A 12,476-nucleotide genomic window follows, 5' to 3' on the forward strand; every position below is an offset into this window, starting at 1 on the left:
GCCGGGCTCGCTGCGCCGGTGGAAATCGGTTAGCGCCTGCGCAGCGGGAGAGGGGCTCCCATCACGGCGTACGGCCTGGGTGCGCTCGGGAAGTGGACCTGGCGGGCCAGGTCGACGTAGCCGAGGGAGTGGTAGAGGCCGCGGGCGGGGCTGTCGGTGTCGATCGCGGAGAGGATCGAGCGGGGTTCGGCGGCGCTGTCGGTGATGGTGGTGATCAGCTTCCGGCCGATGCCGCGGTTCTGGTGGTCGGGGTGGACGTGCAGCTCGGTGATGACGAAGGACTCGTCCAGCCAGTGCTCGTTGCCGCCCGCGCGGAGGTAGGGCTCCACGACGGTGGACCACCAGTGGGTACGGCTGTTGGGCATGCCGTAGACGAAACCGATCAGCTGCCCCCGGCTGGTGGCGCCGAGCGCGCGGGCGCCGTTGTACTGCATGTGGCGCTGGACGATCTGGCGGCGTACGGCGACTTCGTCCGGGCCGAGTCCGAAGGCGACGGCTTGGACGGCCAGGGCCTCGTCGACGTGGGCTGCGAGGTCCAGGGGGCCGATCACGAGGTCCATGCCGGGAGCGTACAGGGGGCTCAGAAGAGAACACTCATGAAGGCGCCCACCTCTTGGAAGCCCACCCTGCGGTACGTCCTTCGCGCCGTCGTGTTGAAGTCGTTCACGTACAGGCTCACCACGGGGGCCACGTCCGCCAGGGCGTAGCGCAGGACCGCCGCCATGCCGGGGGCCGCGAGGCCCTGCCCCCGGTACTCGGGGGCGACCCACACCCCCTGGATCTGGCAGGCCTGGGAGGTCGCCGCGCCGATCTCGGCCTTGAACACGACCCGGCCCCGGTCGTCGACGCGGGCGAAGGAGCGGCCGGATCCGACGAGTTCCGCGACCCGGGCCTGGTAGAGCAGGCCGCCGTCGCCGGCCAGCGGGGAGACGCCCACCTCCTCGGTGAACATCGCCACACACGCCGGCATGATCGTTTCCATCTCGTCCTTGCGGACGCGGCGGACGTACGGATCGGGCGCGATGTCGTCCGGCATGCGGTCGGTGACCATCAGCGGCTGGTGGCCCCGGACCTCGCGGGCCGGTCCCCAGTGCGGCTCCAGCAGCCGCCACAGCAGGGCGGTGGATTCGGCGGGGCCGACGATGGAGGAGCAGCGGCGGCCGGCCCGCCGGGCGCGGTCGGCGAAGGCGCGGACGGCGCGGGGGGTGGCGCAGAGGGGGACGAGGTTGGCGCCCGCGTAGCACAGGGACGTGAGCATGCCGTCCTCGTACCAGCCCCACATCTCGCCGCCGAGCCGCCAGGGGTCGAGGCCGGCGACTTGGACGCGTGAGGTCACGAAGGCGTTCGCGACCGGCTCGCGGTCGAGGACGGCGAGCGCGGCGTCCAGGTCGCTCGGTTCGAGCACCCGTGAGGTGGTCTGGGTCAACACGTGCGGGGCCTCACGCCGGGGGTTCAGCTGATCTCCGCACTATAGCCGCGCCGCTCGACGGCGCGCCTGCCGGCCCGGGGGCCGGGGTCCGCCGGCGGCCACGGGCCGTGGGGGGCTCGTCGCGTGGTTCCCCGGGCCCCTTCGGAGGCGCTCCGGCTAGCCCGCGACCGACACCGACGGCTCGCCCGAGGCGATGCCGTCCGCCTCCATCTGCTCCGCCAGCTTCATGGCCTCTTCGATGAGCGTCTCGACGATCTTCGACTCGGGGACGGTCTTGATGACCTCGCCCTTGACGAAGATCTGCCCCTTGCCGTTGCCGGAGGCGACGCCCAGGTCGGCCTCGCGGGCCTCGCCGGGGCCGTTGACGACGCAGCCCATGACGGCGACGCGCAGCGGGACCTCCATGCCGGTCAGACCGGCGGTGACCTCTTCGGCGAGCTTGTAGACGTCGACCTGGGCCCGGCCGCAGGACGGGCAGGAGACGATCTCCAGGCCGCGCTGGCGCAGGTTCAGGGACTCGAGGATCTGGATGCCGACCTTGACCTCCTCCGCCGGCGGGGCCGACAGGGAGACGCGGATGGTGTCGCCGATGCCCTGGGAGAGGAGGGCGCCGAAGGCGACGGCCGACTTGATGGTGCCCTGGAAGGCGGGGCCGGCCTCGGTGACGCCGAGGTGCAGGGGGTAGTCGCACTGCTCGGCGAGCTGGCGGTACGCCTCGATCATGACGACCGGGTCGTTGTGCTTGACGGAGATCTTGATGTCGCGGAAGTCGTGCTCCTCGAAGAGGGACGCCTCCCACAGCGCCGACTCGACCAGGGCCTCGGGGGTGGCCTTGCCGTACTTCTGGAGCAGCCGCCGGTCGAGGGAGCCGGCGTTGACACCGATGCGGATCGGGGTGCCGTGCTCCCGGGCGGCCTGGGCGATCTCCTTGACCTTGTCGTCGAACTGCTTGATGTTGCCGGGGTTGACGCGGACCGCGGCGCAGCCGGCCTCGATGGCGGCGAAGACGTACTTCGGCTGGAAGTGGATGTCCGCGATGACGGGGATCTGGGACTTCCGCGCGATGGTGGCGAGGGCGTCGGCGTCGTCCTGGGTCGGGCAGGCGACGCGGACGATCTGGCAGCCGGAGGCGGTCAGCTCGGCGATCTGCTGGAGGGTGGCGCCGATGTCGGACGTCCGGGTCGTGGTCATCGACTGGACCGAGACCGGTGCGTCTCCACCGACGGCCACGCTTCCGACCTGGATCTGCCGGCTCTTGCGGCGCTCGGCGAGCTTGGTCGGAACGGACGGCATGCCGAGAGAAATCGCAGTCATCTGCTGTGCAACCCCAAGTCGTGGATCAACATCCGGTCCCGTGAACGGCGGGCTCCAGGCTTCGAGATTACGGCACCGGCCCGGGCGCAGGCACATCCCACCCGGCAAACCCACCCGATGGAAGGCGGCCCGGGAACACAGGCTCCCGGGCCGCCTCGGACGCCGGTCGGCTAGGAGATTTTGACCGGGTTGACCACGTCGGCGATCAGCACGAGGACCGTGAAGCAGACGAAGATCCCGGCCACCACGTACGCCACCGGCATCAGCTTGGCGACGTCGAACGGGCCGGGGTCGGGGCGGCGCAGCACCCGGGCCACGTTGCGCCGCAGCGACTCCCACAGGGCGCCCGCGATGTGCCCGCCGTCGAGCGGGAGCAGCGGGAGCATGTTGAACAGGAACAGCGAGAGGTTGAACCCGGCGAGCAGCATCACGAACATCGCCAGCTGCTGGGAGGCGGGGATGTCCAGGGTGGCGATGTCGCCGGTGATGCGGGCCGCGCCGACGATGCCCACCGGGGAGTCCGGTTCGCGGGGGCCGTCGCCGAAGGCGGCGTCCCACAGGGCGGGGATCTTGCCGGGCAGGGCGGCGAGGGAGTCGACGGCGTCGCCGACCCGGTCGGTCATCCAGGTGACGGAGTCCCCGAAGTCCAGCTTCACCACGCCGGTGGCGGCGCTGAAGCCGAGGAAGCCGGCCTTGACGTACTTGCCCTCGACGTAGGTGCCGCCGGAGCCCTTCTTGGCGACCAGGTTGGTGGCGATCTTCGCGTGCAGGGTGAGCTGCCTGCCGTCCCGCTCGACGACGATCGGCACGGTCTTGCCGGCGCTGTCCCGGATGAGGTCCGAGAGGGTGTTCCAGTCCTCGGTGGGCCGGCCGGCGAAGGAGACGATCTTGTCGCTCTTGCGCATGCCGGCGGCCTGGGCCGGCGAGGCCGGGTCGGACTTCCTGCAGGAGTCGCGGTTCTCGCTCTGGGCGATGACGCAGGGCGAGACGGAAGCGACGGTGGTCGTCTGCTGCTGGATGCCGAAGCCCATGAGCACGGTGAAGAACAGGCCGATCGCGAGGACCAGGTTCATGAACGGGCCCGCGAACATGACGATGACCCGCTTCCACGGCTTGCGCGTGTAGAACATGCGCGTCTCGTCACCCGGTCTGAGTTCCTCGAAGGCCGCCGAGCGGGCGTCCTCGATCATGCCGCGCCACGGGGAGGTGGAGCGGGCGGAGACCCGGCCCTGGTCGTCGGGCGGGAACATGCCGATCATGCGGATGTAGCCGCCGAGCGGGATGGCCTTGATGCCGTACTCGGTCTCGCCCTTGTCGCGCGACCAGACGGTCGGCCCGAAGCCGACCATGTACTGCGGGACGCGGATGCCGAAGAGCTTGGCCGTGGACAGGTGCCCCAGCTCGTGCCACGCGATCGAGACGAGCAGGCCGACCGCGAAGACCACTATGCCGAGGATGAACATCAAGGTCGTCATGCACGCGCCTCCGCGGTCGCCGTCGTGGCTGTGAGTTCGCGGGCCCGGGCTCGTGCCCAGGTCTCCGCTTCGAGGACGTCCGACACCGTGAGCGAGGTTCCCGTGACCGGCGTGCCGTGTTCCTCGACGACGCGGGTGACGGTCTCCATGATCCCGTTGAAGGGCAGCGCGCCGCCCAGGAAGGCCTCGACGCACTCCTCGTTGGCCGCATTGAACACCGCCGGAGCCGTCCCCGCGAGCCGCCCCACGTGCCGGGCGAGATTCACCGAGGGGAAGGCCTCGTCGTCCAGCGGGAAGAACTCCCAGGTGGAGGCCCGGCTCCAGTCGAAGGCGGGCGCCGCGTCCGGGACGCGTTCGGGCCAGCCCAGACCGATGGCGATGGGCCCGCGCATGTCGGGGGGCGTCGCCTGGGCGATCGTGGATCCGTCGGTGAACTCGACCATCGAGTGGACGTACGACTGGGGATGCACGACCACCTCAATGCGGTCGAAGGGAATGTCGTAGAGGAGGTGCGCCTCGATGACCTCGAGCCCCTTGTTGACCAGGGTGGCGGAGTTGACCGTGATCACCGGGCCCATCGCCCAGGTGGGGTGGGCGAGGGCGTCCTGGACGGTGACATCGGCCAGCTCGGCCTTGGTACGGCCGCGGAAGGGGCCGCCGGAGGCGGTGACGACGAGCTTGCGCACGTCGGCGCGGGTGCCTGCGGCGAGCGCCTGGAAGAGGGCCGCGTGCTCGGAGTCCACCGGGATGATCTGGCCCGGCGCGGCCAGTGCGGTGACCAGCGGGCCGCCGACGATCAGCGACTCCTTGTTGGCGAGCGCGAGGGTGCGGCCCGCCTTCAGGGCGGCCAGGGTGGGGGCCAGGCCGATGGAGCCGGTGATGCCGTTGAGCACGGTGTGGCAGTCGGAGGCGGCGACCTGGGTGGCCGCGTCGGGCCCGGCGAGTATCTCGGGCAGCGGCTCCCGGCCGCCGTACTCGGCCGCCAGTGCCTCGCGCAGCGCGGGCACGACGTCCTCGCGGGCGACCGCCACGGTGCGCACCCGCAGCCGGTGCGCCTGCTCGGCGAGGAGGGCCACCCGGCCGCCGTTCGCGGAGAGGGCGGTGACCCGGAAGCGGTCGGGACGGCGCAGCACGAGGTCGATGGCCTGGGTGCCGATGGATCCGGTGGAGCCGAGGATCACCACGTCCTTGGGGCCGTCACCGGTGACGGGGTCGTAGACGAGGTGCGGGTCGGCGAGGGGCGCCGGACGGGCGGGACTGTCGGTCATCCCCCCATTGTCGCCGCAAGCGGTGACGGGCTGGACAGTGCGTCCCTCGGGCGGGTGCGTTAACAGCTTTCGTCGCCCGATGGAGCGATTTTCCCCTTGTGAAGTCACCGTGAAGATCGTGTGATAACACTTCCTTTCACATGCACTCGCGGACGACATCCTGGGGGGATATCTCCATGCGTACTGTGCGCATACGCGCAGCCCTGCCCGCGCTCGCCGGCGCGGCCCTGCTCACCGGCACCCTGCTCAGCACTCCGGCCCAGGCGGCCGGCGGGGTGCACATCCACCACGTCTGGTTCGACAGCCCGGGCTCGGACAACCGCTCCAACAAGAGCCTCAACGCCGAGTGGGTGGAGATCAAGAACTCCGGCGGCTCGGCCGTCTCGCTCAAGGGCTGGGTCCTCAAGGACGCCTCGAACCACAAGTACGTCTTCCCGAACGTCAAGATCGGCGCCGGGAAGTACCTGAAGATCCGCACCGGCAGCGGCTCGGACACCGCGTCGAACAAGTACCAGGACCGTCGTGCCTACGTCTGGAACAACGACAAGGACACGGCCACGCTGACCAAGGCGAGCGGCACCAAGGCCGACAGCTGTTCCTGGACGACGCGGGACCCGAGCGACACGTACTGCTAGTCGCCGAAGGGGCGGCGGGCGTTGTCGTGGGCCGAGGGTCCGGGGGTCGCGTCGGCGATCCACGGTCCCTCGCCCGAGGGATCGAGGACGCCCTCCTCCAGCCAGGTGTAGGCCCCGCCGAGGACACCCTGGACCACCTTGCGGTCCAGTTCGTCGGTGTTGGTCCACAGGCGGGCGAAGAGTTCGTCCACCCGGATGCGGGCCTGCCGGCAGAAGGCGTCGGCGAGCTGGTAGGCGGCACGGCCGTGCTCGCCCTCGCCGCGCAGCCGCTCGGCGCGGACGCAGGCCGCGCTCATCGCGAAGAGTTCGGCGCCGATGTCCACGATCCGGCCGAGGAAGCCCTGCTTGGTCTCCATCCGGCCCTGCCAGCGGGACATGGCGTAGAAGGTGGACCGGGCCAGCTTCCGGGCGGTGCGCTCGACGTAGCGGAGGTGGCCGGAGAGGTCGACGCCGTGCCGGAACTCGCCGTAGGCCGTGGGGAGCTGGCCGGGGCCGGCGACCAGCTTCGGCAGCCACTTGGCGTAGAAGACGCCCGCGCTCGCGCCCGCCTTCGCCTTGTCGGACAGGGACTTGTCGGGGTCGATCAGGTCGCCGGCGACCGACAGGTGGGCGTCCACGGCCTCCCGGGCGATCAGCAGGTGCATGATCTCCGTCGAGCCCTCGAAGATGCGGTTGATGCGCAGGTCGCGCAGGATCTGCTCGGCGGGGACCGGGCGCTCGCCGCGCGCCCTGAGGGACTCCGCCGTCTCGTAGCCGCGCCCGCCGCGGATCTGGACCAGTTCGTCGGCCATCAGCCAGGCCATCTCGGAGCCGTAGAGCTTGGCGAGGGCGGCCTCGATGCGGATGTCGTTGCGGTCCTCGTCGGCCATCTGCGAGGACAGGTCGAGCACGGCCTCCAGCGCGAACGTGGTGGCCGCGATGAAGCTGATCTTGGAGCCGACGGCCTCGTGCAGCGCCACCGGCTTGCCCCACTGCTCGCGCTCGGCCGCCCACTCGCGGGCGATCTTCAGGCACCACTTGCCGGCGCCCGCGCACATGGCGGGCAGGGACAGCCGGCCGGTGTTGAGCGTGGTGAGCGCGATCTTCAGCCCCGCGCCCTCGGGGCCGATCCGGTGGGCGGCGGGCACCCGGACCTGGTGGAAGCGGGTGACCCCGTTCTCGATGCCGCGCAGGCCCATGAAGGCGTTGCGGTGCTCGACGGTGATGCCCTCGGAGGTGGCCTCCACCACGAACGCGGTGATACCGCCCTTGTGCCCCTCGGACTTCGGCACCCGGGCCATGACCACGAGCAGGTCGGCGACCACCCCGTTGGTGGTCCACAGCTTCACCCCGTCGAGGACGTAGTCGTCGCCGTCGGGCACGGCCGTGGTGGCGAGGCGGGCCGGGTCGGAGCCCACGTCCGGCTCGGTGAGCAGGAACGCGGAGATGTCGGTGCGGGCGCAGCGGGGCAGGAAGGCGTCCTTCTGCTCCTGGGTGCCGAACATCTTCAGCGGCTGCGGCACGCCGATCGACTGGTGGGCGGAGAGGAGTGCGCCGACGGCGGGGCTGACGGAGCCGACCAGGGCGAGGGCCTTGTTGTAGTACAGCTGGGTGAGGCCGAGACCGCCGTACGTGGGGTCGATCTTCATGCCGAGGGCGCCGAGTTCCTTCAGGCCCGCCACGACCTCGTCGGGGATGCGGGCCTCGCGCTCGATGCGGGCGGGGTCGATCGTGGTCTCGCAGAAGGCGCGCAGCTTCGCCAGGAACTCCTCGCCCCGCCGTACGGACTCGTCGTCGGGGAGGGGGTGGGGGTGGATGAGGTCGAGCCGGAAGCGTCCGAGGAACAGTTCCTTGGCGAAGCTGGGCTTGCGCCAGTCCTGTTCCCGGGCGGCCTCCGCCACCTGGCGGGCCTCGCGCTCGGTGACGGTGGTGCGTGGGGTGGTGGTGGCGGACATTCAGGCTCACCTCGCCGCGAAATGGGACGACTGGGACCGTTCCTTACCGACCCGTGCTACTGGATCGTTGGTACCCGAAACGGGCCGCCCTCACCACCCCTCGCGCGTCCCGCCCGGCCGATCCGGCCGGGCGAGAGGGGGTGCCGAGCCGCCCGGAACCCTTGCGGACCTCGGCGCCGGCCCGGGTCCCGGGGGTGCGCCTCCCCGCGGGAGGCGGCTTGCGCCGAACGGGTGTCCGCGCGGTGTTGCGCCGGAGACCCTTCCGGGGGAGGTTCCGGTACACCGTGGGGACGAGGGCCGTCGCCCGCCGGGGAAGGTCCCCGTAGGAGCCGACAGCGGAAATCACCACCCTCACTGTCGAAGCGCTTCGACAGGCTATGGACACCCCGGCCCCGCTGGAGCTAGTGTCACTCACGCCCGCACTCACCTTGTCGGCAATGCGCAGTGTCGAAGCGCTTCACAAAGCTTGGAGAGCTGGATGGTCACCCTCGCCGAGGTCGCCCAGCACGCCGGAGTCTCGGCGAGCACGGTGAGCTATGTCCTCAGCGGCAAGCGGTCCATCTCCACCACCACGCGGCAGCGGGTCGAGCAGAGCATCCGGGAGCTGGGCTACCACCCCAACGCCGGCGCCCGCGCCCTGGCCGGCAAACGGTCCAACATCATCGCGCTGATGATCCCGCTGCGCACCGACATGTACGTGCCGGTGATGATGGAGATCGCCATCGCGGTGGCCACCACGGCCCGCGCCCACGGCTACGACGTCCTGCTCCTCACCGGCGAGGAGGGCCCCGACGCGGTGCGCCGGGTCACCGGCAGCGGACTGGCCGACGCGATGATCCTGATGGACGTCGAGCTGGCGGACGAGCGGCTGCCGCTGCTGCGGGGTGGGGGCGCCCCCGCTGGAGGGAAGGCGGGAGCGGGGGCCGAGCAGCCCTCCGTCCTGATCGGCCTGCCCGCCGACACCACCGGCCTGACCTGCGTGGATCTCGACTGGAGCGCGACCGGCGCGCTGTGCGTGGAACATCTCGCGGGGCTCGGTCACCGTGATGTCGCTGTCATCGGCGAGGCCCCGGCGGTCTACGAGCGGCACACCGGTTTCGCCGAGCGCACCCTCGACGGGCTGCGCTCCGCGGCCCGGGAGGCGGGCCTTCGGCTGCTGCACCGCCCGTGCGAGGGCGGGTACGACGCGATGGCCCTCACGCTGGCCCGGATCCTCGACGAGCGCCCGGCGACGACCGGGTTCGTGGTGCAGAACGAGTCGGCGGTGGAGCCGCTGCTCGCGCTGCTGCGCCAGCAGGGCCGGGCCGTGCCCGAGGACGTCTCCGTGGTCGCGATCTGCCCGGACCAGGTCGCCGTCCAGGCCTCCGTGCGGCTGACCTCGGCCGCCATCCCCGCCCAGGAGATGGGCCGGCGGGCCGTGGAGCACCTGGTGGCCAAGCTGGACGGGCGGGGCGGCGACGAGGTCGTGCTGCTCGCGCCCGAGCTGACGGTGCGGGCGAGTTCGGGACCGGCACCGGCCGCGTCCTGACACCCGCCGGTTCCGGCCCCTTTCGGGGGCACCCCTCTGCCCGCTGTCCCTGTCTGCACTCCTCGCTTCAGGAGCCGCCGTGAATCAGTCCGCCGTCGCGCAGCCCGAGGTCGGTCTCGCTCAGTCCTCCCCCACCGTCGGCTCGTTCCGGGAACGGGACGGGGCACTGGAGTGGAGCGGCCGTCAGGAGACCCTGCGGATCGAGCCCTGGGGTCCGGACGCGGTCCGGGTACGGGCCCGGCTCGGCGGCCCGGTGCTGGAAGGACTGCCGGGCGCGCTGCTCGACGACCGCCCGCCCGCCGACAGCACGGTCGAACTCGGCCCCGCCTCGGGGACGTTGACGGTCGGCGCGCTGACCGTCGAGGTGTCCGTGGACGGTCTGGTCCGCTTTCTGCGCACCGCCGGCCGCACGGAACTGCTCGCCGAGGACCGCGCCCACTTCTGGTGGCCGGGGCCCCGCCTGTACACGGCGGTCGGCAACGGCCACCAGCGGCTGGAGCAGCGGTTCGCCGCCTACGAGGGCGAGCGGCTGTACGGCCTGGGCCAGCACCAGCACGGCCGGCTGGACCAGAAGGGCCTGGTGCTGGACCTCGTGCAGCGCAACGCCGAGGTGAGCGTCCCGGTGCTGGTGTCCAGCCGGGGCTACACCCTGCTGTGGAACAACCCGGCGATCGGCCGGGTGGAGCTGGCCGGCAACGGCACCCGGTGGGTCGCGGACTCCGCCCGGCAGATCGACTACTGGATCACGGCGGGCACCCCGGCCGACGGGCAGCGCACCTACACGGCGGTGACCGGCCGTTCGCCGATGCTCCCGGAGTGGGCGGCGGGCTTCTGGCAGTGCAAGCTGCGCTACCGCACCCAGGAGGAACTCCTGGCCGTGGCCCGGGAGTACCGGCGCCGGGGCCTGCCCCTGTCGGCGATCGTCTGCGACTTCTTCCACTGGACCCATCTGGGCGAGTGGAAGTTCGACCCGAAGGAGTGGCCGGACCCCGCGGCGATGGTCCGTGAACTGGACGAGCTGGGCGTCAAGCTGGTCGTCTCCGTGTGGCCGTCGGTGTCGCCGCTGTCCGAGAACCACGCGCTCATGGAACAGCGCGGCCACTTCATCGGCACCCAGTACGGCCCGCTGGCACACGCCGACTGGCCGGACAAGGGGGTCGACTCCACGGTCCAGGTGGCCTTCTACGACGCCACGAACCCCGAGGCCCGGGAGTTCGTGTGGTCCCGCGTCCGGGACAACTACCTCACGCCGTACGGCATCACGGCCTTCTGGCTGGACGCGTGCGAGCCGGAGCTGAAGCCGGGCTTCCCGGAGAACCTGCGCTACTGGGCGGGCCCGGGACTGGAGGTCGGCAACCTCTACCCGCGCGAGAACGCCCGCGCCTTCCACGAGGGCCTGCTGGCGGCGGGCGAGACGGACGTGCTCACGCTGAACCGCTCGGCGTGGGCGGGCAGCCAACGCCATGGCGCGGCCCTGTGGTCCGGTGACATCGGCACCGACTTCGCGACGCTGCGCCGTCAGATCGCGGCCGGCCTGAACACCGCGCTGTCCGGCATTCCCTGGTGGAACACCGACATCGGCGGCTTCCACGGCGGCGACCCGGACGACCCGGCGTACCGCGAGGTGATGATCCGCTGGTTCCAGTTCGGTGCGCTGTCCCCGCTGATGCGCCTGCACGGCTTCCGGGACCCGGGGATGCCGCTGGGTCCGGAGATGACGGGCGGCCCGAACGAGGCGTGGTCCTACGGCGAGGAGGCCGGCGCCGTGCTGGAGAAGTACCTGCGGCTGCGCGAGCGCCTGCGGCCGTATGTGCTCCGGGTGATGCGGGAGGCCCACGAGGAGGGACTGCCGGTGATGCGGCCGCTGTTCCTGGAGTTCCCCGAGGACTCGGCGGCCTGGGAGGTGGCCGACGCCTACCTGTTCGGTGCCGATCTGCTGGTGGCGCCGGTCCTGCGGCCGGGCGCGACGACCTGGACGACGTACCTCCCGGCGGGGGCGGCGTGGACCGACGCGTGGACCGGGGAGACGTACGAGGGCGGCGCGGCCGTCACCGTCGACGCTCCCTTGGACCGCATCCCGCTCTTCCTGCGGGACGGTGCCGAGCTGCCGATCGCCGGGTGAGCGCACGAAGGGGCCGGTCCCCCGCGGGACCGGCCCCGGTCGCGCGGCTCAGCCGCTGGTGACGGCGTAGCTGTTGGTGGTGAAGTCCAGGCCGCCGGACGACGAGGTGATCTCGTAGCCGAACTGGACGTCGCCGATGGTGACGTCGCCGAACCAGCCCTTGGTGTCCTTGATCCACTTCAGGATCGGCAGGATGTCGATCCTGCCCGAGCTGGAGTTGGCGCCGCGGACGAACGAGAAGACGTCGTTCGAGCCGTTGTTGCCCTTGTAGACGGTCCAGGTGGCGCCGCCCAGGGTCAGGGAGCCCTGCGAGGTGCCGAGCGGGCCGACCGGGCCGGTCTTGTTGACCCAGAGCATGACCTCGTACTTGTAGCCGGTGTCCCAGATGTCGTACGACGTGTTGTACGCCCCGGAGGACGGCACGGTGACGTTGTAGCTGCTGGTGAGCGAGGTCAGCGCGGTGATCGGTTTGTTGATCACCTTCTTGGCGTTGGGGTAGGACTTGATCCCGCCGGTGTTCGGGTGGTCGGCCCGGACGCCCCAGTGGGTGCCGGAGTCGGCCCGGATGCACTGGCTGCCGGCACCGGAGCCCCAGATGTTGTTGTAGAGGGTGTAGCCGTTCAGGGTGGTGTTGCCCCACTGGTCGCAGGAGCTCCAGACGGCGGCGGAGGCGGGCGCCGAGGCGAGGCCGACGGTGGCGCCGAGGGCCAGGGCGGGGGCGATCAGGGCCTTGGCGACCCCGCTCAGCGTGTTTGGTGCCATGGTGTCCCT

General features: G+C 71.2%; 10 protein-coding genes. 3 read left to right on the forward strand and 7 right to left on the reverse strand.

The window, feature by feature from the left end; translation table 11 throughout:
- Window positions 1–29 precede the first annotated feature (29 nt).
- From ACZ7KF_RS18560 to dxr, 5 genes are all read right to left on the reverse strand, one after another.
- A complete protein-coding gene (locus tag ACZ7KF_RS18560) occupies window positions 30–560 on the reverse strand; it encodes a GNAT family N-acetyltransferase (protein WP_471075602.1) in 531 nt (176 codons plus the stop codon).
- Window positions 561–580: 20 nt separating this feature from the next.
- On the reverse strand, window positions 581–1,429 hold the full coding sequence (locus ACZ7KF_RS18565) for a GNAT family N-acetyltransferase (protein WP_471075605.1): 849 nt from the start codon (window positions 1,427–1,429) through the stop codon (window positions 581–583).
- Window positions 1,430–1,585: 156 nt separating this feature from the next.
- Window positions 1,586–2,743: a flavodoxin-dependent (E)-4-hydroxy-3-methylbut-2-enyl-diphosphate synthase gene (gene ispG, locus ACZ7KF_RS18570; protein WP_225823211.1), complete on the reverse strand. Its 1,158-nt coding sequence runs from the start codon at window positions 2,741–2,743 to the stop codon at window positions 1,586–1,588.
- A 170-nt stretch (window positions 2,744–2,913) separates the two neighbouring features.
- Complete coding sequence (locus ACZ7KF_RS18575; protein WP_471075608.1) at window positions 2,914–4,218, reverse strand: M50 family metallopeptidase; 1,305 nt, start codon at window positions 4,216–4,218, stop codon at window positions 2,914–2,916.
- Window positions 4,215–5,486 (reverse strand): 1-deoxy-D-xylulose-5-phosphate reductoisomerase, encoded by a 1,272-nt coding sequence (gene dxr / locus ACZ7KF_RS18580; protein WP_471075611.1) that lies wholly within the window; start codon window positions 5,484–5,486, stop codon window positions 4,215–4,217. The genes ACZ7KF_RS18575 and dxr overlap by 4 nt, the downstream gene beginning before the upstream one ends.
- A 176-nt stretch (window positions 5,487–5,662) precedes the next feature.
- Between dxr and ACZ7KF_RS18585 the strand changes: the two genes are divergently transcribed.
- Window positions 5,663–6,121: a lamin tail domain-containing protein gene (locus ACZ7KF_RS18585; protein WP_471075614.1), complete on the forward strand. Its 459-nt coding sequence runs from the start codon at window positions 5,663–5,665 to the stop codon at window positions 6,119–6,121.
- Here the strand turns inward: ACZ7KF_RS18585 and ACZ7KF_RS18590 are convergent.
- Window positions 6,118–8,055, reverse strand: a complete 1,938-nt coding sequence (locus ACZ7KF_RS18590; RefSeq protein ID WP_471075617.1) for an acyl-CoA dehydrogenase family protein — start codon at window positions 8,053–8,055, stop codon at window positions 6,118–6,120. The two genes, ACZ7KF_RS18585 and ACZ7KF_RS18590, sit on opposite strands and share 4 nt — an antisense overlap.
- 478 nt (window positions 8,056–8,533) lie before the next feature.
- Here ACZ7KF_RS18590 and ACZ7KF_RS18595 point away from each other — a divergent pair, with 478 nt between their 5' ends.
- Both ACZ7KF_RS18595 and ACZ7KF_RS18600 read left to right on the forward strand, forming a co-directional pair.
- On the forward strand, window positions 8,534–9,583 hold the full coding sequence (locus tag ACZ7KF_RS18595) for a LacI family DNA-binding transcriptional regulator (protein WP_471075620.1): 1,050 nt from the start codon (window positions 8,534–8,536) through the stop codon (window positions 9,581–9,583).
- Between the two features lie 79 nt (window positions 9,584–9,662).
- The gene (locus ACZ7KF_RS18600; protein WP_471075623.1) at window positions 9,663–11,705 is read left to right on the forward strand and encodes a glycoside hydrolase family 31 protein; all 2,043 of its coding nucleotides are present in this window, start codon (window positions 9,663–9,665) and stop codon (window positions 11,703–11,705) included.
- A gap of 48 nt (window positions 11,706–11,753) precedes the next feature.
- On the opposite strand, the gene ACZ7KF_RS18605 is transcribed toward ACZ7KF_RS18600, so the two are convergent.
- Window positions 11,754–12,467, reverse strand: a complete 714-nt coding sequence (locus ACZ7KF_RS18605) for a glycoside hydrolase family 12 protein (protein WP_471075626.1) — start codon at window positions 12,465–12,467, stop codon at window positions 11,754–11,756.
- Between the last annotated feature and the right edge of the window lie 9 nt (window positions 12,468–12,476).

This window comes from Streptomyces sp. NPDC038200, assembly GCF_055600785.1.

Coding starts and splice junctions, on each gene's coding strand:
- ACZ7KF_RS18560 (WP_471075602.1), bottom strand. CDS start 560: ATGGACCTCGTGATCGGCCCCCTGGACCTCGCAGCCCACGTCGACGAG.
- ispG (WP_225823211.1), bottom strand. CDS start 2,743: ATGACTGCGATTTCTCTCGGCATGCCGTCCGTTCCGACCAAGCTCGCC.
- ACZ7KF_RS18575 (WP_471075608.1), bottom strand. CDS start 4,218: ATGACGACCTTGATGTTCATCCTCGGCATAGTGGTCTTCGCGGTCGGC.
- dxr (WP_471075611.1), bottom strand. CDS start 5,486: ATGACCGACAGTCCCGCCCGTCCGGCGCCCCTCGCCGACCCGCACCTC.
- ACZ7KF_RS18585 (WP_471075614.1), top strand. CDS start 5,663: ATGCGTACTGTGCGCATACGCGCAGCCCTGCCCGCGCTCGCCGGCGCG.
- ACZ7KF_RS18590 (WP_471075617.1), bottom strand. CDS start 8,055: ATGTCCGCCACCACCACCCCACGCACCACCGTCACCGAGCGCGAGGCC.
- ACZ7KF_RS18595 (WP_471075620.1), top strand. CDS start 8,534: ATGGTCACCCTCGCCGAGGTCGCCCAGCACGCCGGAGTCTCGGCGAGC.
- ACZ7KF_RS18605 (WP_471075626.1), bottom strand. CDS start 12,467: ATGGCACCAAACACGCTGAGCGGGGTCGCCAAGGCCCTGATCGCCCCC.